The organism is Streptomyces dryopteridis, from assembly GCF_049606955.1.
Classification (GTDB): domain Bacteria; phylum Actinomycetota; class Actinomycetes; order Streptomycetales; family Streptomycetaceae; genus Streptomyces.
On record NZ_CP187113.1, the window covers coordinates 1,013,948 to 1,038,011 of the forward strand.

At 75.8% G+C, this 24,064-nt stretch carries 13 protein-coding genes; 7 read left to right on the forward strand and 6 right to left on the reverse strand.

The genetic code is table 11. The features are described 5' to 3' along the window. Window positions 1-129: 129 nt before the first annotated feature. Window positions 130-3,174 carry a BTAD domain-containing putative transcriptional regulator gene (locus ACN20G_RS04080; protein ID WP_424211334.1) on the forward strand — a complete coding sequence of 1,015 codons (3,045 nt, stop codon included), beginning with the start codon at window positions 130-132 and terminating at the stop codon, window positions 3,172-3,174. Window positions 3,175-3,204: 30 nt separating this feature from the next. On the opposite strand, the gene ACN20G_RS04085 is transcribed toward ACN20G_RS04080, so the two are convergent. Beyond that, window positions 3,205-3,441, reverse strand: a complete 237-nt coding sequence (locus ACN20G_RS04085) for a hypothetical protein (RefSeq protein ID WP_424211335.1) — start codon at window positions 3,439-3,441, stop codon at window positions 3,205-3,207. A 197-nt stretch (window positions 3,442-3,638) separates the two neighbouring features. On the opposite strand from ACN20G_RS04085, the gene ACN20G_RS04090 reads away from it, so the two are divergent. From ACN20G_RS04090 to ACN20G_RS04115, 6 genes are all read left to right on the forward strand, one after another. Further along, entirely contained in the window at window positions 3,639-5,504 is a 1,866-nt protein-coding gene (locus tag ACN20G_RS04090) for a BTAD domain-containing putative transcriptional regulator (RefSeq protein WP_424211336.1), read from the forward strand. A gap of 62 nt (window positions 5,505-5,566) precedes the next feature. Then, the gene (locus ACN20G_RS04095) at window positions 5,567-8,854 is read left to right on the forward strand and encodes a non-ribosomal peptide synthetase (protein WP_424211337.1); all 3,288 of its coding nucleotides are present in this window, start codon (window positions 5,567-5,569) and stop codon (window positions 8,852-8,854) included. A 91-nt stretch (window positions 8,855-8,945) separates the two neighbouring features. Further along, a complete protein-coding gene (gene glyA / locus ACN20G_RS04100; RefSeq protein ID WP_424211338.1) occupies window positions 8,946-10,313 on the forward strand; it encodes a serine hydroxymethyltransferase in 1,368 nt (455 codons plus the stop codon). Then, window positions 10,310-10,990: a DUF2461 family protein gene (locus tag ACN20G_RS04105; protein ID WP_424211339.1), complete on the forward strand. Its 681-nt coding sequence runs from the start codon at window positions 10,310-10,312 to the stop codon at window positions 10,988-10,990. Before glyA ends, ACN20G_RS04105 begins: the two co-directional genes overlap by 4 nt. After that, window positions 10,987-12,072, forward strand: a complete 1,086-nt coding sequence (locus ACN20G_RS04110) for a threonine aldolase family protein (RefSeq protein ID WP_424211340.1) — start codon at window positions 10,987-10,989, stop codon at window positions 12,070-12,072. The genes ACN20G_RS04105 and ACN20G_RS04110 overlap by 4 nt, the downstream gene beginning before the upstream one ends. Then, complete coding sequence (locus tag ACN20G_RS04115) at window positions 12,069-12,650, forward strand: N-acetyltransferase family protein (protein WP_424211341.1); 582 nt, start codon at window positions 12,069-12,071, stop codon at window positions 12,648-12,650. The genes ACN20G_RS04110 and ACN20G_RS04115 overlap by 4 nt, the downstream gene beginning before the upstream one ends. A gap of 110 nt (window positions 12,651-12,760) precedes the next feature. Here the strand turns inward: ACN20G_RS04115 and ACN20G_RS04120 are convergent, their stop codons facing one another. From ACN20G_RS04120 to ACN20G_RS04140, 5 genes are read right to left on the reverse strand one after another with little or no spacing between them, the layout of a single operon-like run. After that, window positions 12,761-13,879 carry an acyl-CoA dehydrogenase family protein gene (locus ACN20G_RS04120; protein WP_424211342.1) on the reverse strand — a complete coding sequence of 373 codons (1,119 nt, stop codon included), beginning with the start codon at window positions 13,877-13,879 and terminating at the stop codon, window positions 12,761-12,763. Then, window positions 13,876-15,066 (reverse strand): acyl-CoA dehydrogenase family protein, encoded by a 1,191-nt coding sequence (locus tag ACN20G_RS04125; RefSeq protein WP_424211343.1) that lies wholly within the window; start codon window positions 15,064-15,066, stop codon window positions 13,876-13,878. The genes ACN20G_RS04120 and ACN20G_RS04125 overlap by 4 nt, the downstream gene beginning before the upstream one ends. A 9-nt stretch (window positions 15,067-15,075) precedes the next feature. Next, window positions 15,076-16,500 carry a condensation domain-containing protein gene (locus ACN20G_RS04130; protein WP_424211344.1) on the reverse strand — a complete coding sequence of 475 codons (1,425 nt, stop codon included), beginning with the start codon at window positions 16,498-16,500 and terminating at the stop codon, window positions 15,076-15,078. Beyond that, window positions 16,500-19,862 carry a non-ribosomal peptide synthetase gene (locus tag ACN20G_RS04135; protein WP_424211345.1) on the reverse strand — a complete coding sequence of 1,121 codons (3,363 nt, stop codon included), beginning with the start codon at window positions 19,860-19,862 and terminating at the stop codon, window positions 16,500-16,502. Before ACN20G_RS04135 ends, ACN20G_RS04130 begins: the two co-directional genes overlap by 1 nt. Further along, complete coding sequence (locus ACN20G_RS04140) at window positions 19,855-24,003, reverse strand: non-ribosomal peptide synthetase (protein WP_424211346.1); 4,149 nt, start codon at window positions 24,001-24,003, stop codon at window positions 19,855-19,857. Before ACN20G_RS04140 ends, ACN20G_RS04135 begins: the two co-directional genes overlap by 8 nt. Window positions 24,004-24,064: the final 61 nt, after the last annotated feature.

Consider the following 24,064-nt stretch of genomic DNA (forward strand, 5'->3'; position numbering starts at 1 on the left):
CATCTGGCCGGAAACCGCCCCTGTTTTTCCCATCTGTTGACTGCACCAAGGCATCGGCTTTGCGGTACCGTTCCGGCCTGACGTGCGGTTTCAAGGCCGGGGGACCTTTTGAATCAGTTTGTCTTCAGAGTGTTGGGGCCACTGCTCGTCCAGACCGATAACGGACCCCTGCGGATCAACGGCCGCCGCCCGGTGGTGGTCCTGACCATGTTGCTGTTGAACGCGGACCGGGTGGTCTCCGTGGACGCGCTGGTGGACGAGGTGTGGCCCGACGCGCCGCCCGCCACCGCCCGGAATCAGATCGCCATCTGCGTGGCGGGACTGCGCAAGACCTTCAAGCAGGCCGGCGTGGACGACCTGCTCGTCACCTCCCCGCCCGGCTATCTGCTCGCGAAGGGTGAACACCGCCTGGATCTGCACGAGTTCCTGGAGACCTCCGAACGCGGCCGGCAGGCCGCCCGACACGGGCGGGCCGAGGAGGCGTGCTCCCTCTTCGAGGAGGCGCTGAGCGTCTGGCGCGGGGCCGCGCTCGACGGACCGGCCGGCGCCCGCACCGAGGCCGAGGCCGTCCGCCTGGAACAGCTGCGACTCGCGCTGATCGAGGAACGGGCCGGCCTGATGCTCCAGTTGGGCCGGCACCGGGCCCTGGGCGGGGAGCTGACCGAGCTGGTGCGCCGGCACCCGCTGCGCGAGCAGTCCCGCGAACACCTCATGCTCGCCCTGTACCGCTCGGGCCAACGCGCCGAGGCCCTGGACGTGTTCCTGGAGGGCCGGCGGCTGCTCATCGAGGAACTGGGCATCGAACCCGGCCCGGGACTGCGCCAGTTGCACGACCTGATCCTGCGCGACTCCCCCGAACTGACCCGCCCGCCGACCCCGACCGCGACCGCCGGCGCCCCCGCGCCCGGCCCCGTGCCCGCCCAGCTCCCCGCCGACGTGGTCGCGTTCACCGGCCGGCAGCGCGAGCTGGCCGCCCTGGACCGGCTGCTCAAGGAGCCCTACGACCCCCGGATCCCGCCCCTGGCCACGGTGGTCGGGGTGGGCGGGGTCGGCAAGACGGCCCTCGCCGTGCACTGGGCCAACCAGGTCGCCGACCGTTTCCCCGACGGGCAGCTCTTCGCCGACCTGCGCGGCTACGACGAGGAACACGCCCCCGTCTCGCCGGCCGCCGTCCTCGACCGTTTCCTGCGGGCCCTGGGCGTGGAGGCCCCGCAGATACCGACCGACGCCGACGAACGGGCCGCCCTCTTCCGCAGCCTGCTCAGCACCCGCGCCATGCTCATCCTCCTCGACAACGTGCGCTCCTTCCGCGCCCTGCGCCCCCTGCTGCCCGGGGCCGGCCGCAGCGTGGTGCTGGCCACCAGCCGCGAGAGCCTCGGCGACCTCACCGGGGACCACACCACCCTCAACATCCGACTGCGGACCCTGGAGCCCGCCGAGGCCACCGCCCTGCTCACCCGGCTCGCCGGCGCCGACCGCTTCGGCGGCGACCCGGTGGCCGTGGAACAGCTCGGCACCCTCTGCGACCGGCTGCCGCTCGCCCTGCGGATCGCGGGCGCCCGGCTGGCCGCCAAACCCAACCTCAGCGTGCGCGGCCTGGTCGAACGGCTGCGCGACCAGCGCGGCCGGCTGGACGTGCTCAGCCCCGGCGAGGGCGGGGTGCGGGCCGGGTTCCGCCTCACCTACCGCGACCTGACCCCCGAGGCCGCCCGCATGTACCGCCGGCTGGGCCTGCTGCGCACCGCCGACTTCGCGGCCTGGGCGGGCGCGGCCGTCGCCGACACCGACGTGTGGCACGCCGAGGACCTCATGGACCAGCTCGTCGATGCCCAGCTCCTCGAACTCGCCGAGACCGACCCCGACCGCGCGCCCCGCTACCGCTTCCAGGACCTGCTGCGGCTCTTCGCCCGGGAGCGGGCCGAGGCCGACGAGCCGGTCGGCGAGGCCGACGCCGCGCTGGAACGGGCCTTCGCGGCCTGGCTGTGGCTGGCCGAGGAGGCGCACCGGAGACTGGACGGGCGTCCGTACCCGACCGGCCGGCCCGCCGCGCCCGCGCCCGTCTTCCTGGGGTGCGTGGCCGATGACCTGCTGCGGGCGCCGATGGACTGGTTCGACTCGGAGCGGGGCTGTGTGACGGACCTGGTGGAGCACGCGGCGGAGTCCGGCCGGGCCCGCCAGGCGTGGATGCTCACCGAGAGCGCGGTGCCCCACTTCGAGACCCGCAACCACCTCGACGAGTGGCAGCGGTGCGCGGTGCGCGCGCTGGCCGCCGCCCGCGCCGCCGAGGACGTGCCCGGCGAGGCCACCATGCTGCGGCTGCTGGGCTCGCTCGCCATCTACCAGCGGCGCTACGAGCAGGCCGAGGGCTGGACCATGGCCGCGCTGCGGCTGCTGCGCGGGAGCGGGGACACGGCCGGGGCCGCGCTGGCCCACCGCAACCTGGCCATGTGCGCCCGCTTCCAGGGGGACTGGGAACGGGCGCTGGACTCGTGCGAGGAGGCCCTGCGCGGGTTCCACGCGCTCGGCGACATCGGCAACGAGGCGCATCTGGTGGGCTTCCGGGCGCAGATCGAACTCGACCGGGGCGAGGTGGCCCGCGCCCTGCCGTTGGCCGAACGGGCCGTGGCCCTGAGCGGGCGGACCGGTTCGGTGCGGGCCGAGGCCCAGTCCCACTACCGGCTGGCCGAGGTCCGGCTGCGGGCCGGGGAGCCGGCGCGGGCCGCGGCCGCCTTCGAGACGGTGCTGCGGCTGACCCGGGGCGAGGGCGACCGGGTCGGGGAGGCGCACGCGCTGCACGGCCTGGGGCAGACCCAGTGGAGCCAGGGTCTGTCCCGGGCGGCGGGCGAGACGCTGCGGCGGGCACTGGAGATCACGGACGAGCTCGCGGACCGGTTCCTGTCCGCGCGGGTGGAGACCGACCTGGGCTGCGTGGCCGCGCTGGACGGGGACACCGAGGAGGCGGCGGAGCGGTTCCGGCGGGCCTGCGCGGCCTTCGGGGAGGTCGGGGCGCAGCCCTGGCGGGCCCAGGCGGGCCGGCTGCTGCGGGCGGTGCGGGGCGGGGGCGACGGCGGGGCCGGTGACCCGTGCGCGGTGGGCGGGGCCGGGGCGGTGGGCCCGGGCCGGGTGTTCACCCCGGCCGAGTTGACCGCGCTGCTGGCGCACCCGACCGACTGAACCGGGCGCGCGGCCCGGCGGTCCGGCGGCTCAGCCCCAGGGCATGTCCTGCTGGGCGGCGCCCCCGTGCCGGGGGTGGTGCGGCTTGCCCGAGCCCCACGGCATGTCCGAACCCCACGGCATGTCCACGCCCCAGGGCATGTCCGCGGTGCGGGCGCCGGCCGGGGCGCCGGCCGGGGCGGCCAGGGCCGTGCCCGTTCCCGTGACCAGGCCGGCGAGGGCGACCAGGGTGACGGCGGCCATCTTCGCGGTGCGGGTGCTGCGCATCGGGAGTCCCTCTCCGTGGGCTTCGGCGCCGCTGCTGCGGTGCCGAGACGAACACTCGTCGCACCGCTTATCCGTTCGATGAACCGCCGATTTCGCGTCCCTCCCCCGCCGTGAAATCGACACGATATCGAGAGGACAACGGAATCCTCCAGTCTCGTTCCGAGATTCATCGCCACGAATCACGGATGGGGGCGGTCATGGAATTCCGAGTGCTCGGGCCTGTCGAGGCCCGACGGGACGGCCGGCGGATCGCGTTCTCCGGGGCGAAACTGCACACCGTGCTCGGGGCCCTGCTCGCGGCCCGCGGCGAGGTGGTCTCCGACGAGCGCCTGTGCCGCCTGTTGTGGGGCTGGGACCCGCCGGCCACGGTCAGCGCGCAGCTCTACACCTACGTCTCGCGACTGCGCAAGATCCTGGGCGACGGCGTCCTCATCGACCGCCGCCCGCCGGGATATGCCATGAGCATCGGCAATTCCACCCTCGATCTGATCGAATTCGAGAAGCTCGCGGAAGAAGGCCGCGAATGCCTGCTCCGCGAGGATTTCGAACGCGCCGGGGACCTCCTGCGGGAGGCCCTGGGCCGGTGGAACGGGCCCGCGTTCGCCAACACCACCGAACACCTCGCGGAGGCCGAGGCCCCCCGGCTCGCCGAGGCCCGCGCCGTGGCCCTGGAACACCGGATCGCCGCCGACCTCGCCCTGGGCCGGCACGAGCGGATCACCGGGGAGCTGACCGGGCTGGTCGGCGAGTTCCCGCTGCGCGAACGGATCCGGGGCCAGCTCATGACCGCCCTGTGCCGCTCCGGCCGGCAGGCCGAGGCCATCCACCTCTACCACCACGGGCGGGGGGTGCTGGCCGACGAGCTCGGCGTCGACCCGGGCGAGGAACTGCGCGGGACCTACCGCGCCCTCCTCGACGGCACCCTCGGCCGCCCCCCGCGCACCGCCGAACCCGCCGCCGGGTCCCGGCCGGCCGCCCGCCCCGCCCGAACCGCCGGGACGCCCGGGATGCTGCCCCCCGACACTGTGGACTTCACCGGCCGCGACCGCGAACTGGACCTGGTGTGCCGGGCCCTGGCCCCCACCCGGCACGCCCCCGACCGGCCCCGCCGGGTCCTGGTCACGGGCATGGCCGGGCTGGGCAAGACGGCGCTGGCCGTGCACGCCGCGCACCGCTGCCGCCCGCACTTCCCCGACGGCCAGCTCTACGCCGACCTGCGCGCCCCCGACGGCACCGCCCGCCGGCCCGCCGAGGTGCTCCCGCACCTGCTGCGGGCCCTCGGCCCGGCCGAGGAGGTGCCCGAGACCGCCGACCAGGAGGAGCTGGTGCGGCTGTACCGGGAGCGGACCCGGGGCCGGCGGCTGCTGATCGTGCTGGACAACGCCGCCGGCGCAGCCCAGCTCGGCCCGCTGCTGCCCAACACCCCCGAACCGGCCGTCCTGGTCACCGGCCGCACCGCCCTCCCCACCGTGGCCGGGGCGCACACCGTGGCCCTGACCGGACTGGACCGGGGCGCGGCGCGGGAGCTGCTGGCTCTGGCGGCCGGGCCGGACCGGCTGGCCGCCGACCCGGGGGCCGCCGACGCCATCGTCGACCACTGCGCGGGCCTGCCGCTGGCCCTGCGGATCGCCGGCACCCGGATCGCGGCCCGCCCCCACTACACCCCCGACCGACTGGCCCGGCGGCTCGCCGACCCCGGCGCCCGGCTGCGGGAACTGCACTTCGGCGACCTCGACGTGCACACCTCGCTGCTGCTGTCCTGGCGCGGGCTGCGCCCGGCGGTCCGCGCCGCGTTCCCCGTCCTGGCCCGGCTCGGCCCGCACCCCTTCCCCGCCGCCGCCGCGACCGGCCCGCTGGGCCTGTCCGAGGCCGAGGCCGAACGCCTGCTGGAGGCGCTGGCCGACGCGGCGCTGCTGGAGGTCAGCGGCGCCGACGAGCAGGGCCGGCCCTGCTACCTGTTCCACCCGCTCGTGCGGCTCTTCGCCCGCTGCCTGGGCGAGGCCGACCCGACGCCCGCCGGCCCCGCGGCCGGGCATAACCCCCGGCTAACCGCCCGCCCCTAGCGTCGCCCCCTGCCCGCCGAACGGCCCGCCGTCCGCCCCGCACCACCGATTGGAGTCGCACCATGACCGAGCTCCTGCCCGCCCGCGCGGACAGCGCCGTGTCCTTCCCCATGACCGAGACCCAGCAGGCCCTGATGATCGGCCGCGGGGAGGGCGTGGACCTCGGCGGCATCGGCTGCTACGGGTACTTCGAATGGGAACGCGAGGAGCTGGACCCGCGGCGGCTGGAGCGGGCCTGGCGCCGGCTCGTGGACCGGCACGACATGCTGCGCGCCATCGGCTCCACCGACGGGACGCAGACCCTGCCCGCCGAGCCCCTGCCCTTCGACGTGCCCGTGCTCGACCTGCGGGACCTGGCCCCCGGGCAGGCCGAGGAGCGGCTGGCCGCGCTGCGCGCCGAGATGAGCCACACCGTCTTCCCCATCGGCGCCTGGCCCCTGTTCGACCTGCGGATCGTGCGCCTGGACGGCCCGAACTCCCCGGGCCGCGTCCACCTGGGCATCGACCTCCAGGTCCTCGACGCCTCCAGCGCCTTCCAGGTCCTCTTCCCCGAACTCGTCGACCTGTACGAGGACCCGGACGCGGAGCTGCCCGAACCCGGCATCGGCTTCGCCGAGTACGCCCGCTGGCGCGCCGAGACCCTGCCCGGCACCGAGGGCTACCGGGCAGCCCGCGCCTACTGGACCGACCGCCTCGCCGACCTGCCGCCCGCCCCCACCCTGCCCGCGCCCGCCGCCGGCGCGCCCACCGGCCCGGTCCGCTTCGACCGGCACGAGCACCGGCTGCCCGCCGCCGACTGGGCCCGGCTGCGGGACCGGGCCGCCGGCGCCGGCGTGAGCCCGTCGATCCTGCTCACCGCCGCCTTCGCCGAGGTGGTCCGGGCCTGGGCCGAGGAAGTCGACTTCACGATCAACTACCCGATCTTCCAACGGCCGCCCGTCCACCCCGACATCGACGGGGTCCTCGGCGACTTCACCAACGCCGTCCTGCTGGTCGCCGACGGCTCCGGCCGCACCTTCCTGGACCGCGCCCACGCCCTGCGCGACCAGCTGGCGCGGGACGCCGCGCACGGCGACTTCAACGGGGTGCGGGTGCTGCGCGAGCTGACCCGGCGGCACGGCACGGGCGCCGGCAACGCGATGCCCGTGGTCGTCACCAGCCTCCTCGACCACCCGGTGCGCCGGCCCGTCACCGACCTCGGCCGCGAGGTGTACTCGATCTCGCAGACCCCGCAGGTCTCCCTCGACGTGCAACTGCGCGAACTGGACGGCGAACTGCGGGTGATCTGGGACCACGTGGCCGGGGCCTTCGCGCCCGGGTTCACGGCCGCCGCCTTCGACCGGTACGTCCACCTGCTGGACCTGCTGATCGCCGACCCCGCCGCGCTGCGCGCGCCCCGCTTCGACCTCGTGCCGCCGGCCGAACGCGCGCTGCGCCGCGAGGTCAACGACACCGCCGGCCAGATCCCGTGGACCACCCTGCACGAGCTGTTCGCCGATCAGGTGGCCCGCACCCCCGAGGCCGAGGCCGTCGTGGACGCCGGCCGCCGGCTGAGCTACGCCGAGCTCGCCGGGTACGCCTGGCGGATCGGGCGGGCGCTGCGCGCCGACGGGGCGCGGCCGGGCGAGCTGGTCGCCGTGGTCGCCGAGAAGGGCTGGGAGCAGTACGCGGCGGTCTACGGGATCCTCGCCTCGGGCGCGGCCTACCTGCCGTTGGACGCCTCGGTGCCGGCCGAGCGGCTGGCCCGGCTGCTGGAGCAGGGCGGGGTGACCCGGGTGCTGACCCAGTCCCGGCTGGAGGGGCGGATCGCGTGGCCGGCGGGGGTGCGGCGGTACGCGGTGGACCGGGAGTTCGAGTCCGGTGACTCCTCCCGGCCCGAGACCGCGCAGACCCCGGCCGACCTCGCGTACACGATCTTCACCTCGGGTTCCACGGGCGAGCCCAAGGGGGTGATGGTGGACCACATCGGGGTGGTCAACCTGGTCCGGGACGTGGCCGAACGGTTCTCCGTGGGCCCCGAGGACCGGCTGCTGGCGATCTCCGGGCTGCACTTCGACGCCTCGATCTACGACGTGTTCGGGGTGCTCACCCAGGGCGGGACGGTGGTGCTGCCGCCGCCGTTCGAGCACGCCGAGCCCGAGGTGTGGGCCGAGCTGGTGCGCACCGAGCGGGTCACCCTGTGGAACTCGGTGCCGGTGCTGATGGAACTGCTGGTCGGGGAGGCCGAGACCCGGGAGCGGCGCGGCGGCGGGCGGGCCCTGGAGTCGCTGCGGCTGTCGGTGCTGTCCGGGGACTGGATCCCGCTGACCCTGCCGGACCGGCTGCGGGCCCAGAGCCCGCGGATCGCGGTGGTGGGCTCGGGCGGTCCGACCGAGACGATCTGCTGGTCGCTGTTCCAGCCGATCGACGCCGTGGACCCGACGTGGACGAGCATCCCCTACGGCCGGCCCATCACCAACCAGCGCTACTACGTGGTCGACGCGGCCGGGCACGAGCGGCCCCTCGGAGTGGTCGGCGAGATGGCCGTGGCCAGCGACGTGGGCCTGGCCCTGGGCTACTGGGGGGACCCGGAGCGCACCGCGGCCCGGTTCACGCACCTGCCGGAGACCGGGGAGCGCGCGTACCTGACCGGGGACCTGGGCCGGTACCTGCCGGACGGCGCGATCGAGATCCTGGGCCGCGACGACTTCCAGGTCAAGGTGCAGGGGCACCGGATCGAACTCGGGGAGATCGAGGCCGTGCTGCGTCGCGACCCCCGGGTGTCGGCGGCCGTGGTGGTCGCCCCGACCAGCGCGCACGGGGTGCGCCGGCTGCACGCCTTCGTGGTCGCCGAGGACCCGGCGGCCGGACCGCAGGCGGGCCCGGCGATCTCGGCGCGGCTGGCCGAGGTGCTGCCCGCGTACATGGTGCCCGCCGCGCTGACCGTGCTCGACGCGTTCCCGCTGACCCGCAACGGCAAGGTGGACCGGCTCGGGCTCGCGGCCGAGGCCGGCCGGCAACCGCAGGCCCCGACCGGTCCCGCCGCCGACGTCGACCCGGCGGGGTCCGAGGACCCGTTGGCGCTGGTGCTGTGCGCGGCCGTCGGCGACATCCTCGGGCTGGACGCCGTCACCCCGACGGACAACTTCTTCAGCCTGGGCGGGGACTCGCTCAGCGGGACCCGTCTGGCCGGGCTGCTGCGGGAGCTGCTGGGGGTGCCGGTGCCGGTGAAGACGGTGTTCCGGACCCCGGTGATCGTCGAACTCGCCGCCCGGATCGCCGAGGACCCCGAGCACGGGGCGGCGGCCCGCGAGGCGGCGGCGGCCTTCGCCGCGCTGGACCCGGAGGAGGCCGGCGCCCCCGACTCCTGACCGACCCCACCGACCCGCCGCGGCCCGCCCGCCGCACCTCACCCGCCCCACCCGCCCCGTTGCCCTGTTCCCCCTCTCCCGAGGAGCCCCGATGAGTCTGACCCTGCCCGCGCCCGTCGCCGTGCCGCGCCCGGCCCCGGATCCCGATCCGGCGGTGTTCGCGGGTCACGCGGCGGACCGGCTGAGACACCTGGACCCGGCGTTGTACGGGCTGTTGGCGCGGGAGTCGGCGCGTCAGCGCGACACCCTGATGATGGTCGCGGCCTCCAGCGTCGGCGACCCCTCGGTGCTGGCCTGCGCGGGCAGCACCCTGGGCAACCTGACCGTCGAGGGCTATCCCGGCAACCGCTTCCACGCGGGCTGCCAGGTGGCCGACGAGATCGAACGGCTCGCGATCGAGCGGGCCAAGACGGCGTTCGGGGCGCGGGCCGCGATCGTGCAGCCGCACTCGGGGTCCTCGGCGAACCTGGCCGTGCTGTCGGCCCTGCTGAACCCGGGTGACGTGCTGCTGGGCCTGGACCTCGACTGCGGCGGGCACCTGACGCACGGCTCCCCCGCCTCGGTCACCGGCCGCTGGTTCCGTTCGGTGGGCTACCGGGTCACGCCCGAGGGCCTGTTGGACTACGACGCGATCCGCGAACTGGCCCTGGCGCACCGGCCGAAGGTGATCGTGGCCGGCGCCAGCGCCTACCCGCGCGCCATCGACTTCGCCCGGTTCCGGGAGATCGCCGACGAGGCCAACGCCTACCTGGTGGCGGACATCTCGCACATCGCGGGGCTGGTCGCGGCCGGGCTGCACCAGTCCCCCGTCGACCACGCGCACGTCACCACCACCAGCACCTACAAGCAGCTGTACGGGCCGCGCGGCGGGCTGATCCTGCTGGGCCGCGACGCCGACCGGGCCGGCCCGGAGCGCGGCACCCTGGCCGCGACCCTGCGCCGCGCGGTGTTCCCGTTCACCCAGGGCACCCCCGACCTGGCGTCGGTGGCGGCCAAGGCGCGGGCGCTGGACTTCGTCGCCGGCCCCGAATTCGCCGAGCTGGCCAAACGGCTCGCGGACGGGGCCCAGGCCATCGCCGAACGGCTGCGGACACGCGGCCGGCGGCTGGTGACGGGCGGCACCGACACCCACATGGTGCTGGTGGACCTGCGCGGCACCGGGGTCACCGGGGACGTGGCGGAGGAGGCGCTGGAGGCGTGCGGGATCGTCGTCAACCGCAACCGGGTGCCCGGGGACGGCACCCCGGTGCGGGTCACCGGCGGGCTGCGGCTGGGCACGAACACCCTCGCCGCGCGCGGCATGGGGCGCGAGACGGTGGTGGAGTGCGCCGACCTGGTGGCCGACGTGCTGGACGACCTGGTCGCGCACGGCGCCCTGCCCGAGGCCACGCGGGCCCGGGTCCGGGCCCGGGTGTCCGAGCTGTGCGCCGCCCACCCGCTGCCGGGGTACCCGGCGTGAGCTTCACGGGATTCCCGCCGTCGGCTCCGCGGCTGTACGCGGAGCTGGCGGCGGACAACGACCGGGCCGCGTGGCACACGCGGTTCCGGGAGCGCTGGGAACGCGAGGTGCGGGCGCCGATGGAGGCGCTGGCCGCCGAGTTGTCGGAGGTCTTCCCGGGCGGCGGGGGCGTGCGGGTGCTGGGTCCCGTGCGCGACACCCGCATGTCCCACGACAAGTCCCCGTACAAGACCTACCAGGGCGCGTGGCTGGACCTGCTGCCCTGCCTGGGGCTGTGGGTGCACCTGGACCGGGACGGGTTGTACGCCTCGGGCCGCTGGTACCCGTACGCGGGCGCCGAGGTGGACCGTTACCGGGCGGCCGTGACGGACGAGACCGCGGGCGCGGAACTGGCCGCGCTGGTGGCCGTGTTGGAGGAGGAGGGGTTCACGATGGGCGGGGACCGGCTGAAGTCCCGGCCGCGCGGGGTGCCGGCCGATCATCCTCGGCTGGAGCTGCTGCGGCACCGCAAGATCGACGCGTGGCGGCGGCTCGGCCCGGCCGAGGGGTTGGACACGGCGCGGGCCGGGGCCTTCGTGCGCGAGACCTGGGAACTGGCCGGGCCGCTGCTGCGGTGGTGCGCGGAGCAGGGCCTGACCCCCGCGCCCCGGCCGACCGCGACCCAGGCCCCGGCGTGAGCGGCGGAGCGGCGCGCGGCACGGATCTCGTGGACCTGCGCAGCGACACCGTGACCCGGCCCGGGCCCGCGATGCGGGCGGCGATGGCGGCGGCGGAGGTGGGCGACGACCTGTTCGGGGAGGACCCGAGCGTGCGGGCCCTGGAGGAGCGGGTCGCGGACCTGTTCGGTTTCCCCGGCGCCCTGTTCACCCCCTCGGGGGTGATGGCGAACCAGCTCGCGCTGCGGCTGCTGCTGGCCCCCGGCGAGGAGCTGGTGTGCGAGCAGGAGGCGCACGTCCTGGCGCACGAGGAGGGCTCGCCGGCCCTGCTCGGCGGGATCCAGACCCGGACCGTGTCGGGGGTACGGGGCCTGCTGACGGCCGCGTCCCTGGCCCGGGTGGTGCGGGTCGGGAACCCGTACACGGTGGGCACCCGGGCGGTGGCGGTCGAGCAGACCCACACCCGCGCCGGCGGCACCGTGCACCCCCTGGCCGACCTGCGGGAGATCCGCGAGTCGACGGCGTCGGCGGGGATCGCGGTGCACGTGGACGGGGCGCGGATCTGGAACGCGATGGCGGCCACGGGCACCGGGGCCCGCGCGTACGGGGCCTGCGCGGACACCCTCGCCGTGTGCCTGTCCAAGGGGCTGGGCGCGCCGGTCGGCTCGCTGCTGCTGTGTTCGGCCGAACTCCTGCCCCGGGCACGCCGTTTGCGCCACGGACTGGGCGGCGGGATGCGGCAGTCGGGCATGCTGGCGGCGGCGGGCCTGTACGCGCTGGAACACCACGTGGAGCGGATCGGCGAGGACCACGCGCACGCGGCGCTGCTGGCGTCGGGACTGCGCGGGGCGGGCTTCGACGCGGCCCCGCCCGAGACCAACATCGTCCTCGTCGCCGCGGCCGGCGCCGAGGAGGTCGTCGCACGGGCCGCACGGGAGGGGGTGGGGGTGACGGCGCCGGACCCGGGAACGGTCCGGCTGGTCACGCACCTGGACGTGGACCGCCGGGCGTGCGAACGCGCCCTGGAGGTGCTGGTGAAGGTGCTGGACGCAACGGGATCGACAGGATCCGCACGATCGACACGAGAGAGCACGGCACGATGAGTCTTGAGGTACGGCCCGCCACGGCCGAGGTGTGGGACGACGTCCGCAAGGTGTTGCAGCCGCGCAAGAGCGCGCACACCTGCTGGTGCATGGCCTGGCGGCTGTCCACCGGCGAGTACGGCCGGATGTCGGCGGAACAACGCGGTGAACACCTGCGGGAGTTGACGCAGAAGGCGGATCCGCCGCCCGGGGTGCTGGGCTTCGTGGACGGGGAGGTCGCCGGCTGGTGCAACGTCGCGCCGCGCCGGCAGTTGGACCGGTTGACCTCGTCGAAGACGATCCTGCCGGTCGACGACAAGCCGGTGTGGTCGGTGACCTGTTTCGTGGTCCGCAAGGAGTTCCGCGGCCAAGGCGTCGCCTCCGGCCTGCTGGCGGGGGCGGTGGAGCACGCCCGCGCGCACGGGGCGCCCGCGATCGAGGGCTACCCCGTGGACCCGGAGGGCGGGCGGGTCAACCCGACCCTGGCCTACGTGGGCACGATGGACATGTTCGAGCGGGCCGGTTTCCGGCGGATGACGCGCACGGAGGCCAAGAGCGACAAGCGGCACCGCTGGGTGGTGCGGCTCGACCTCGACTGAGCCGGGCGCCCGAGCCGGGCACCCGACCCGAAGAGGGAGGGAAGGGGGTTCTCCGCCGGATGCGGCGGGGAGCCCCCTTCCCGTGCGCCCGGGGCCGGCGGTGTCCGGGGTCAGAGGGTGTGCGCGGCCAGGTCCCACAGCCCGGCGGGCCGCCCGCAGCGCAGGGCCTCCCAGGCGGCCCGCCGGTAGCAGCCGGCGACGAGGGCGTCGCGGGCCAGGCCGGAGGCACCGTGTAGGTGGACGGCGTCGCGGGTGATGTCGAGGGTGGTCTCGGCGGTCAGCGCGATCAGCCCGGCGGCCTCACCCGGGGCGAGCCGGTCCTCGTCGAGGTCGCGGGCCGCGTCGCCGACGGCCCAGCGCACCGCGTCGAGGCGGGCCAGGTACCCGGCCACCCGCAGTCGGGGCCCCTGGTGGGCGACCAGGGCCCGCCCGAACTGCTGCCGGCCCCGGATCCGGGCCACGACGGCGGTGAGGGCGGCGGCGGCGATCCCGGAGAGCAGCGCGGCCTGCTGCACGGCGGCCCGCGGCCCCACCCGGGCCAGGGCCTGTTCGGCGGCCAGGCCGCGCAGCAGCACGGCTTCGGCCGGCACCGGCGCGTCCTCGAAGACGACGCCCGCGACGGCCCCACCGCCGTGGTCGCGCAGCGGGCGCACGGAGATCCCGGGCGCGGAGGGTTCCACCAGGGCCACCAGGGGGCCCTCGGGTCCGGTCGCCAGGACCAGCAGGGCGCCCGCGTCCACCCCGGCGGCGAAGGGGCCGCCGGTGCCGGTGAGCCGGACCCCGCCGGCCGGGCCCTCGGCCCGCCAGACCACCCCGGGGGGCACGTGCCCGCGCGGATCGGGCAGCCGGCCGGGCACGGCGATCGGCGATTCCCCGGCCCGGACCCGGTCCACGAGGGCCTGCGCCCCGGCCGGGGCCAGGGGGCCGAGGCCGGAGATCAGGTCGAGGGCGAGGAGGGTGTCCACGACGGGCACGGTCCGGGTCGCGTTCCCGGCCTCCTCGCAGACCATCGCGGCGACGGCCTGCCCGAGGTCGAGGCCGTCCTGGTCCATGGGCAGCGCGAACTCCCAGGCCCCGACCTGCGTGAGGGCCTCCCAGGCGCCGGGCGCGCTCGCCCCGTCCACCTCCAGGGCGCCGCGGACGGTCAGTCGCAGCCGGCGGAAGAGGGCGTCCTCGTCCTCCCGCTCCCGCCACCGCTCGCTCTTCGCGGTCTCGGTCTGTGCGGTCACGGTCGGACCTCCGCCCCGGAGTCGAGACGCAGTCGGGCCAGCGTCTCCAGCATCATCTCGGCGGTGCCGCCCGATATGCGCATGCCCGGGGCCTCGCGCACCGCCGAATCCAGTGGGTGTGGCACCCCGTCGACCGTGGGGTCGTCGAGGGTCATGCTGTGGTCCCCGTCGAGTTCCGCCGCCCACCAGGCGACCTCGGCGGCGAGTTCGGTGGTGTACCACTTGGCGGCGGCGGCCTCGTCCTCGTTGAGGTCGCCCCGGTCCAGCCGGGTCAGGACCCGGCGCACGAGGGTGCCGGCCGCGAGCAGTCGGGCGCCCAGCCGGGCCAGCCCGATCTGGTCGTGCTGCCCGGCCTCCAGCCGCTCCCCGTCCCCCTCCAGCCGGTCCAGCGCGGCCCGGTACCAGCGCAGCGCCTTCACGTAGTAGTCGAGGCCGGTGCGTTCGAAGGCGAGGGTCTTGACCACGATGGCCCAGCCCTGGCCGAGTTCGCCGACCACGTCGTCGGCGGTGACGGCCACCCCGTCCAGGACCACCTCGTGGAAGGCGTCGTCGAGGAGGCCGGGGATCCGCCGGATCGTCACCCCGGGCTGTCGCAGCGGCACCAGGAACAGGCTGAACGCCTCGTCCTCGCCGCGAGCCAGGCACAGGCCGTAATCGGCGAACCGGGCGAACAGGGAGTGCACCTTCGTGCCGTACAGGCGGTGGCCGCCCCGGCCGTCGGGGACGGCCCGGGTGGAGAGGATGTTGAGGTCGGAGCCGGCCTGCGGCTCGCTGAACAGCACGCAGCCGAAGGAGGTGCCGGCGGCGAACCCGGGCAGGTGCCGGGCCTTCATCTCCTCGCTCGCCACGCTCAGCAGGGTGGCACCGACGATCTGCACGGTCAGCGTGTGCAGCAGGTCGGGCACGTCGTGCATGGCCAGCTCCTCGACCAGCACGGCGGCGGCCACGTGCCCGGTGCCCCGGCCGCCGTACTCGGTGGGCCACTGGGGGGCCAGCAGGCCGTGTTCGCCCAGGGCCCGGTGCACGGGCCGGGGGTCGCGGGTGCGACGAGCCTCGGCCACGGGGGCGGCCACGATCGCGTCGTGGATCTCCTCGCGCAGGGCCCGCATCGGGGTGCGGGGGACCTCTCCCCCGCTCCGGACGAGCCCACAGTCCGCGGGCGCGCGGTGGAACTCGGTGGTGAGCACGGGCAGCTCCTAGGAGGACTCGTAGAGCGGGGCGGTGGGGTCGGCGGCGGCGCGGGCCAGGACCTCCTCGATGCCTGTCAGCAGACCGCGCACCTCCTCGGCCGTGCCGGCCCGCCGGTTGTACTCGGCGGTGCCGGAGATCTCGCCGTCGCGTTCGACCAGGCCGACGCAGGCCAGGGCGGCGGCCGGGTCGGGGCTGTACAGCTCCAGGTGCCGGGCGGGCGGGCCGGGCAGCCGGCCGACGGTGATCCCGGGCAGGTCCAGGGGGACCTCGGGGTAGTTGTGCAGGGCGAACAGCACCTCGTAGGGCGGCGGGGTGCCGTCGGGCCACAGGGCGTCCACCGGCAGCCGCTGCCGGCCGAGGGCCTCGGCGACGGCGGTGCGGGCCCGGCGCAGCAGGGTGCGGGCGTCGGGCCGGCCGGTCAGGTCGATGCCGAGGGGCACCACGGTGCTGAACTGCCCGACGGCCCCCTCCAGCGGGCCGGAGAACCGGCCGGCGGTGGGGACGCCGATCACCGCGCGCGGCCGGCCGGTGCGCCGGGCCAGGGTGACGGCCAGGCCCGCGAGCAGGGTCATGAAGGGGGTGACGCCCTCGGCCGCGCCCAGCGCGAACCCGGCCCGCACCGCCTCCGGCGCGAGCCGCACGGGCAGGTGCCCGCGCTCGAAGCCGCCGGGGGCCAGACGGGCCGGCGGGTCCCCGGCGAACGCGGCCCGCGTGGCGGCCAGTTCGGCGGCTCCTTCGGGGCTCGCGAGCCGGCGGTGCTGCCAGTCGAGGTGGTCGGGGAACTGGAGGGCGGGGGCGGGGATCGCGGCGGGGCCGGCGCGGTAGCCGGTGGCGAGGTCGGCGAGGAACACCCCGGAGGACCAGCCGTCGAAGACCGCGAGATGGGAGGCGAGCACGAGGACGTGCTCGTCGGGGGCCAGGCGCAGCAGCCGGAAGGCGATGGTGCGGCCGGTGACCGGGTCCAGGGCCTCGGCGGCGCTCTCGGCCAGGTGCAGGGCCATCGCCTCGGCCGCCGGGCCGGGCGGCAACGCGCTCAGGTCCACCCGGAGCGGGACCGGCCCGGGCCCGGTGACCGGCTCCAGCAGCGGGCGGGCGTGCGCGGCCGGCCCGTGCGCGGCGGTGGGCGGGCGCAGCCGCAGCCGCAGCGCCTCGTGGGTCGCGACCACCCCGGCGAGGGCGGCGGTGAGCCGGTCGGCGTCGAGGGGGCCGTGCAGGCGCAGGGCGTGCGAGCCGGTGGCGGCGGCCGGGTGGGCGGGCTGCCGGCGCCAGAGCCGGATCTGGAGGCCGCCGGCGGGGACCGGCCCCGCGCCGGAGCGCGGGGCCGGGGCGGCGGGCACGGGGCGGCGGGCGGCGAGCAGGCGTCGGGCCAGTTCGCGTTTGGCCTCGGGGAGCGCGGCGAGCGCGTCCTCGACCCCGGTGGGGGCGGGCATCAGGGGCCGTCCGGGTGCTGGAGGGAGCCGAGGAGGGCCGCGGCCTCCTCGTCGCTCATGTTCTCGATCTGCTCGAACACGGCGAGCAGTCGGTCCTGTTCGCCGGCGGCCTCGGCCTGCGCGGCGCGCACGAGCTCGGCGAGGGCGGCGACGGTGGGGTGGCCGAAGAAGTCGGCGAGGGCGATGTCGATGCCGAACAGGGCGCGGACCCGGGAGACCACGATGGTGGCCTGGAGGGAGCTGCCGCCGAGGGCGAAGAAGTCGCCCTCCACGTCGGGGCTGCGCCATTCGAGGAGCGGGGTGACGATGTCGCGGCAGATCTGCTCCTCGACGGCGTCGCGCGGGGCGGTGCCGTCGGCGGTGTCGAGGTCGCCGGGCAGCGGGAGGGCGGCGGTGTCGACCTTGCCGTGCGGGGTGAGCGGCAGTTCGTCGAGGACGAGGACCACGGGCACCATGTAGCCGGGCAGGCGCTGGGCCGCCCAGGCGCGCAGGGCCTCGGCGTCGGCGACCTCGGAGGCGTAGGCGCCGACCTGTTCGACGGTGACGTACGCGGTGAGCATCCGCTCCCCGCCGGCGGCGGGTTGGGCGAGGACGACGGCCTGGCGGACGGCGGGGTGTTCGGTCAGGACGGTCTCGACCTCGCCGGGTTCGATGCGGTGGCCGCGGACCTTGAGCTGGCGGTCGGTGCGGCCGAGGAAGTCGAGGTTGCCGCCGGGCAGCCAGCGCACGAGGTCGCCGGTGCGGTACAGGCGGGCGGTCTCGGGGCCGTCGGCGTAGGGGTTGTCGGCGAAGCGCTCGGCGGTGAGCTCGGGCCGGCCGAGGTAGCCGCGGGCCACGCCGGGTCCGGCGACGCAGAGTTCGCCGGGGACGCCGGGCGGCACCGGGCGCAGCCGCTCGTCGAGGACGAACGCCTGGTGGCCGGGCATGGGGCGGCCGATGGGCGGGTTGCGGTCGTAGGAGCCGGCGCAGTCCATGAGGGTGACGGCGACGGTGGCCTCGGTGGGGCCGTAGCCGTTGACGAAGCGGCGCTCCCCGCCGGTCCACTCGGCGACCAGACGGCCCGGGAACGCCTCGCCGCCGACCGAGACCAGCCGCAGGTCGGGCAGGTCGGCGGGGTCGAGGAGGGGCAGCAGGGCGGGCGGGAGTTCGGCGACGGTGACGGCCTCGCGGCGCATGAGGGCCTGGAGCAGGGCGGGGTCGCGGCGTTCCTCGTCGGAGGCGATGACGAGGCAGCCGCCGGCGAGGAGGGTGGTGAACAGTTCGAACACGGACACGTCGAAGGTGAGCGGGGCGAAGTGCAGGACCCGGTCGCGGTCGCGGATCTCGTAGGCCCTGGCGATGCTCTTGGCGAAGTGGGCGACGGAGCGGTGCTCGATCATGACGCCCTTGGGGGTGCCGCTGCTGCCGGAGGTGTACAGCACGTAGGCGAGGTCGCCGGGGTTCGCGGTGGGGGCCAGGGAGGGCACTTCGCGGACCGGGGCGGCGGTGCCGGTGGTGACGAGTTCGAGGGGGACGGGCAGCTCGGCCCCGTCGTCCACGAGGGCGTGCCGGACCCCGGCGTCGGCGAGGACGGTGCGGGTGCGGGCGGCGGGGGCGCCCGGGTCCACCGGCAGGTAGTGGGCGCCGGCCTTGAGGACGCCGAGGACGCCGGCGACGGCGGCCGGGCCGCGGGCCACGCGCACGGCGACCGGGTCGCCGGGGTGCACGCCCCGGTCGCGCAGCCGGTGGGCGATGGCCTCGGACCAGCGGTCCAGGGCCGCGTAGTCGAGGAGGGTGGCGCCGTGGCGGACGGCGGGGGCCTCGGGGTGGATGCCGGCGCGTTCGCGGAAGACCCGGTCGAGGGTGGTGGTCCAGGCCGCGTCGTCCACGGGGCCGCCCCGGGACAGTTCGCGGGCGTGCCGGGAGGCGGCGGGCTCCTCGACCAGGCCGAGGTCGCCGACGGTGCGGTCGGGGTCCTCGGCGATCTGCTCCAGGACCCGGCGGAAGGCGTCGAGGAGGGCGCCGGCGGTGCCGTGCCGGTACAGGCTGGTGTTGTACTCCAGGGAGAGTTCCAGGCCGTCGTTCTCGCCGACGAGGAAACTCATGTCGAATTTGGCGGCCCCGTCGTGGAGTTGGTCGATGGCGAACTCGACTCCGGCGGCACTGGTGGTGTGGGTGCCCCAGCGGCCCAGGGAGGTGAACTCGATCTGGAACAGGGGGTGGCGCAGCGGGTCGCGGACCGGGCGGACGGCGTCCACGACCTGCTCGAAGGGCAGCTCGCTGTGGGTGAAGGAGTCCATCACGGAGGAGGCGGTGCGGGCGAGGAGCTCGCGGAAGGAGAGGGTGTCGGTGACCTCCGTGCGCAGTGTGATCATCTGCACGAAGCAGCCGATGACGTTCTCCAGGTCGGGGTGCGGGCGGGAGGCGCTCGCGGTGCCGACGACCACGTCCTCGGAGCGGGTCCAATGCCGCAGCAGGGCGTTGAACGCGGCGAGGAGGGTGGTGAAGACGGTGGTGTTCTGCTCCTCGGCGAGAGCGGTGAGCCGGCCCAGGAGATCCTGGTCCAGGCCCAGCTTCAGGCCGCGTCCGTCGCCCTTGGTGGCGGGGCCGCGCGGGTGGTCGGGCATGACCTCGGTGGCGGCGGCGCCCGCGAGCAGCCGGCGCCACTGGGCGGCCAGGGCCCGGCCGTGCTCGCCCTGGTCGAGTTTGGCGCGCTGCCAGGCCGCGAAGTCGGCGTATTCGACGGCGATCTCGGGCCCGGTGGGGCGGGTGCCGGCCGCGGCGGCGGCGTAGCCGGCGGTGAGCTCCTCGGTGAAGATGCGGGTGGAGCCGGGGTCCCAGGCCACGTGGTGGACCACCCACAGCAGCAGGTGCCGTTCGGGGGCGAGTCGGATCAGGTGGGCGCGCACGGGCGGGGCGGCGGCGAGGTCGAAGGCGGCGGCGGCGCAGCTCGCGGTGAGTTCGGCGAGTTCGCGGTCGCGGTCGGCCTCGGGGCTCGCGGACAGGTCGGTGGCCTGCACGCCGAGCACGAACGAGGGCACGGGCTCCTGCCAGGGCACCCCGTCGATCTCCACGAGTTTGCTGTGCAGGACCTGGTGGCGGGCGACGACGGCGTTCAGGGCCTCGTGCAGGGCGGCTCTGTCGAGGGGGCCGGTCAGTTTCACGGCCAGGGCTATGTTGTTGCGGGCCTTGCCGGCGCCGAGCTTGTCGACGAACCACATCTGCTCCTGCTGGAAGGAGGAGCGCGAGCGCGGGCCGTGGTCGGCGCGGGCGAGTTCGACGCGCCGGCCGACGCCGGCGGTCATCTGGTTGCGCATCCGGCCCAGCAGGCGGGAGCGCTGGCCCTGGGGCAGCCGGCCGAGCCGTTCGGCGAGATCAGACATGGGTTCCTCCGTTGCGGTGCAGGTCGGTCAGCAGGGCCGCGAGCCGGTCCGGCAGGTGCTTGGCGAAGTAGTGGCGGCCGCCGGGGAGCACGGCCAGGCGCAGGTCGACGGTGTAGCGGCCCCAGGCCAGGTACCCCTGCTCGTATCCGGCGGTGGCCTCGTCGGCGTCGCCGATGACGCAGGTCAGGGGGGTGGTCAGGGGGCGGTCGAAGCCGTCGGGGGTGCGGGCGAAGAAGCGGGCGGCCTCGGTCATGTCGTGCCGGACCATGCGGAGCACGGCCCCGAGGTCGCGGTCGTCGAGGACGCCGTCGAAGCCGTCCATGCCGGTGAGGTAGGCCACGAGCTCCTCGTCGCCGGAGACCCGTTCCATCTCCAGGGCGTGCTCGGGGTCCTCGTCGGGCAGGGCGGCGGCGAGGTCGAGGGCGACGGGGGCCCGGCCGAGGCGTTCCAGGACGTGGGTGGTGGCCAGGGCGGTGACCACGCCCGCGCAGTGCCCGTAGACCACGTAGGGGCCGGTGACGGTGCGGGCGATCTCGGCGGCGGCGAGTTCCGCGAACTCGGGCACGGGCAGCATCGGGCCGGGGCGCAGCGGGTCGTGGCCGGGCGGGGAGACGGCGAGGAGTTCCACGTGCGGCGGGAGGTGTTCGGCCAGCGGCCGGTAGGCGATGGCGTCGCCGCCGCCGTGCGGGAAGCAGACCAGGGTGAGGGCGGTCCCGCCGGCGGGACGGTCGGGGGTGAGGCGGTGCAGCAGTCGGTGCGCGCCCGGGTCCTCGGCGCCGGCGTCGAGTTCGACGATCCGGGCGGCGAGGCCGGCGGGGGTGGGGCGGCCGAAGAGGTCGACGACGCGCAGGGCGGCGGCGCCGGGGTGGTCGGCGAGGGCGGCGGCGACGGCCCGGACGGTGCGGACGGCGGCGAAGGAGTCCCCGCCGAGGGCGAAGAAGTCGGCGTCGGGCCCGGGGGCGGGCACCTCCAGCACCTCGCCCCACACGACGGCCACCCGCGCCACGACGGGATCGGCGGCCGAGTCGGTGCGCGCGGCGGGGGCTTCGGCCGGTGTCGCCGTCGGTGCCAGGGCCGGGGGAAGGGCCGGGGTCGGGTGCGGGGTACGCGGATCCGGCAGGGCCGTGCGGTCCACCTTGCCGTTGGGGCTCAGCGGCAGCCGGTCCAGGAGCACGATCTCGGCGGGCACGCAGTGCGGGGGCAGCACGCGGGCCAGCGCGGCCCGCAGCGCGGCGGGTTCGGGCCGCTCGGGGGCGTCGGGCGCGGGGTCGGCGGGGACCACGTGGGCCACGAGCCGGTCGGAACCGGCCGTCCGGCGGGCGGTCACCACGGCCTCGCGGACCCCGGGCAGGTCGCGCAGGGCGCTCTCGACCTCGCCGGGTTCGATCCGCAGCCCGTTGAGCTTGATCCGGAAGTCGGTGCGGCCGAGGAGTTCGAGAGTTCCGTCGGCCCCGTACCGGGCGAGGTCGCCGGTGCGGTACAGGCGTTCGACGCGGCCGGGGGCGAGTTCGACGGTGACGAACCGTTCGGCGGTCAGTTCGGGCCGGCCCAGATAGCCGCGGGCCAGGCCGACCCCGCCCAGGTGCAGTTCGCCGGGGACGCCGACGGGCACGATCCGGTCGTGCGGGTCGAGCACGAAGGCGAGCTGATTGGCCATGGGGCGGCCGTAGGGCAGTTTCGTCCAGCCCTCCTCCACCCGGTCCACCTCGTGCTCGATCGAGTGGATGGATGCCTCGGTGGCGCCGCCGAGGGCCACGAAGCGCAGGTCGGGGGCGTGGGCGCGGATCCGGTCGGGTTGGGTGACGGGGATCCAGTCGCCGCCGAGGAACGCGGTGCGCAGGTGCGGCAGGGCCGGGCCTCCCGCGTGGTCGAGCTGGTCGAGGAGCAGGCCGAGGAGGGCGGGGGCGGAGTTCCAGACGCTGATCCGGTGCCGGTGGAGGAGGTCGGCCCAGTGGGCGGGGTCCTTGGCCGCGGCCGGGTCGGGCAGGACGAGGGTGCCGCCGGCGGCGAGGATGCCGAGGGTCTCGTACACGCTCATGTCGAAGCTGGGCGAGGACAGGGCGAGGACGGAGTCCCCGGGGCCGATGCCGTGGTGGTGGTTGAGGTCGAGGAGGTTGTTGACCACGCCCCGGTGTTCGAGGGCGATGCCCTTGGGGGCGCCGGTGGAGCCGGAGGTGAAGATGACGTAGGCGAGGTCGCGGGAGGTGACGGGGACGGTCGGGCGGGTCGCGGGCAGGGCGGTGAGCTCGGCCCGGTCGGTGTCGAGGAGGACCCGGGCGGCGCCGGCGGGGACGGGGATCCGGTCGATGAGCTCGGAGTCGGAGACCACCAGCGGCGGGGCGGCGTCGCGCAGCAGCAGGGCGAGGCGTTCGGCCGGGTAGTCGGGGTCCAGGGGCACGTAGGCGCCGCCGGCCTTGAGGACGGCGAGGATCGCGGTGACCAGGCCGGGTCCGCGCCGCAGGCACAGGGCGACGGTGCGGTCGGGTCCGGCGCCGGCGGCGATCAGCCGGCGGGCCAGCCGGTTGGCGCGTTCCTCCAGTTCGCGGTAGGTGACGCTCCACCCGCCCGCGCCGCCCAGGACCACGGCGGGGGCCTCGGGGCGGCGGTCGGCGTGGGCCTCGAAGAGGTGGTGCAGGCAGGCGGTGTCGGGGAACGGGGCGCGGGTGGCGTTCCAGGTGTCGAGGGCGGCGGTGCGTTCGGCCGGGGTGAGCAGGGGCAGTGCGGACAACGGGCTCTGGGGGGCGGTGACGGCGGCGTCGAGGGTGGTGAGGAAGTGGCCCAGGAGGCGGTCCACGGTCTCGGGGTCGAAGAGGTCGGTGGGGTATTCGACGAGGGCGCGGACGGCGCTGCCGGTGTCGTGGACGCTGATCATCAGGTCGTACTTGGTGGCGCGGGAGGAGAAGTCGAGGGGTTCGGTGTCCAGGCCGGCCAGCGCGGGCGCGGTGTCGGGGGTCTCGTCGAGCAGGAACATCACGGAGGTCAGCGGCGGCCGGCTGGGGTCGCGGGGCAGGGCGAGGGCGTCGACGATCAGGTCGAAGGGCAGTTCCTGGTGGGCGTAGGCCCGGAGGGTGGTCTGCCGGGTGGCGCGGACCAGTTCGGCGAATCCGGGGTCGCCGCCGGTGCGGACCCGCAGCGGGAGGGTGTTGACGAAGAAGCCGACGAGGTCGCCGAAGGCGGGGTGGTCGCGGCCGGAGACGGAGGTGCCGACGACGAGGTCGTCCTGTCCGGTCCAGCGGCGCAGGGTGGCGGCGAAGCCGGCGAGCATCGTCATGTAGAGGGTGGCGCCCTCGGAGCGGCCGAACTCGCGCAGTCGGGTGATGAGTTCGGGCGGCAGGTCGAGATAGCGGGAGGCTCCGGAGTGGCCGAAGACGGGCGGGCGGGGCCGGTCGATGGGCAGGTCCACGGGGGCGGCGCCGGCCAGTTCCTCCCGCCAGAACGAGGTGAGTCGTTCGCGGCGCTCGCCGGTGATCCGGGTCCGCTGCCAGCTCGCGAAGTCCGCGTACTGGAGGGCGAGGGCGGGGAGTTGTTCGGCGGGGGCGCCGACGCGGGCCGCGTAGGCCCGTTCCAGTTCGGTGTACAGCAGGCGCATGGACCAACCGTCGGTGACGATGTGGTGCAGGGTGAGGAGGAGCACGTGCTCGTCCTCGGCGAGGCGCCCGAGGCGGGCCCGCAGCGGGACGGTCCCGGCGAGGTCGAAGGGGGCGTGGGCGTCGGCGTCGTGGAAGGCCCGCACGGCCGCCTCGTCGGCGAGTTCGGTGACGGGCAGCGGCAGCCGGTACCCGTCGATCACGCGCGGTTCGGCCTCGGCTGCGCCGTCGCGGTGGTGGTAGACGGTGCGCAGCACCTCGTGCCGGTCCACGATCTCCTGGAGCGCGAGCCGCAGGGCGGGCACGTCGAGGGGGCCGCGGATCCGGGTGGCGACGGGCACGTTGTAGGCGGGGCTGCCGGGCTGGAGCTGGTCGACGAACCACAGCCGGCGCTGGGCGAAGGAGAGCACGGGCGGGGCGGCGGGATCCCGGGGGGCGGGTTCGGCGTCCTCGCGCGCGGCGGCGCGCCCGCCGCCCCGACCGGTGAGGGCCTGGAACAGGGCCCGGCGGGACTTCGGCAGTGCGGCTATGCGTTCGGCGAGGGACTCGCTCACCTGGAGCCTCCGTGCGGGAAGGGGGGACGGGTTGCGGCGGGGAAGGGGTGGGGCGGTCGGG